1 protein-coding gene is annotated in these 1,482 nt (G+C 44.3%); it reads left to right on the top strand.

What is annotated here, in order from left to right; translation table 11 throughout:
* Positions 1-93 precede the first annotated feature (93 nt).
* Complete coding sequence (locus tag VXP95_RS15435) at positions 94-1,428, top strand: ISNCY family transposase (RefSeq protein ID WP_039255483.1); 1,335 nt, start codon at positions 94-96, stop codon at positions 1,426-1,428.
* Positions 1,429-1,482: the final 54 nt, after the last annotated feature.

The raw sequence follows: 1,482 nt of genomic DNA, 5'->3' as shown, positions 1-1,482 counted from the left end.
TGTTAGAACCCATTTAAAGTGTCTATATTCTCACCAATAAAAATGTCTGGTTTATGATGATTTTTATCACCATGGACTGGATATAAAATATAGATGCTGATCACTATGTCTGACAAAGAAATTCAACGTCTTGCAGTTCTGCAAGACGTTCGAGATCATCGTATTACCCAAGTCCGTGCTGCTGAAATCCTGAATCTTTCCACCCGTCAAATTACCCGGTTATTGCAGAAGCTCAATCAAGATGGTGTTTCAGGCATGACGCATGCCAGTCGTGGTCAACCGGGCCATCATCGCCATGACGATTTATTAAAATCGCAATGTCTTTCCATTATTTCTGAACATCTGCTGGGCTTTGGACCTACCTTGGCGCATGAGAAGCTCAGCAGCATGTTTGACCTGAATATCCCGGTAGAAACGGTTCGGCGCTGGATGACTGCAAATGACCTTTGGATTCCGCGATCCAAACGTCTAAAACGCCCATACCAGCCACGCTATAACCGTGATTGCTTCGGTGAGCTGATCCAGATTGATGGCTCATATCATGACTGGTTTGAAGGAAGAGCCACCAAATGCTGTTTGCTGGTTTATATCGATGATGCTACCGGCAAGCTGTTGCATCTGCGCTTTTGTGAGGCTGAAACGACCTTTGACTATATGCTTTCAACCCGAGCCTACATTGAGCAATACGGCAAGCCCTTGGCCTTTTACAGCGATAAACACTCGGTATTCAGAGTGAATCAGAAATCCAGCCAAGACAGCAAGATCACGCAATTTGGGCGGATTCTGAATGAGTTAAACATTGATATTATCTTCGCCAACTCCCCACAGGCGAAGGGTCGCGTAGAGCGAGCGAATAGAACCCTTCAGGACCGTTTGATCAAGGAGATGCGCCTGGAAGGCATCTGTTCGATTGCAGAAGCAAATGCCTGGTTGCCCTGCTTTATTGAGCAGTTCAATCAGAAGTTCGCCAAATGTGCGCGAAACTCAAAGAACCTGCATCGACCATTAACCGAATCTGATCTTGAACTGGATGATATTTTTACCTGGCAGGAACCGCGTAAGGTCACCAAGAACCTGACGATTACCTATGACAAATGTATTTATCTGCTTGAACCGACAGAGCTGAATCATAAGCTTGCTGGGCAATACATTGCATTTCTGGAGTATCCGGATGGCACTGTGGCCCTCATGCATGAAGGACGAAAGCTCAACTACAGCATCTTCAATAAATTGGCTGGGCTACAGCAAAATGAGATTGTTGAGAATAAACGGTTAGGTTCAGTCCTGGCGCATATTCAACAGCAGCATGAAGAACTAGAAAAACAGAATAAACGTTCCCGGGCCAAGAAAAGTATGCCAAGTCGTAAAGCTCAGAAAGCTGTTGTTGAACAAAGAAACTTAAATCCTGTGCTTGACTCTTGTGGTTAAAAACAGGACATTTTAAATGGTTTATCGCATAGACATTTTAATTGGTGAATAACA

Origin of the sequence: Acinetobacter sp. 226 (assembly GCF_048147925.1) — a bacterium.
Taxonomy (GTDB): domain Bacteria; phylum Pseudomonadota; class Gammaproteobacteria; order Pseudomonadales; family Moraxellaceae; genus Acinetobacter; species Acinetobacter pecorum.
The sequence above is the reverse complement of the archived record's forward strand: the minus strand, read 5'-3'. Positions and strand labels throughout refer to the sequence as shown.

What these genes read in the sequence shown, in the direction of transcription:
- VXP95_RS15435 (WP_039255483.1), top strand. Translation starts at nt 94, where the DNA reads ATGCTGATCACTATGTCTGACAAAGAAATTCAACGTCTTGCAGTTCTG.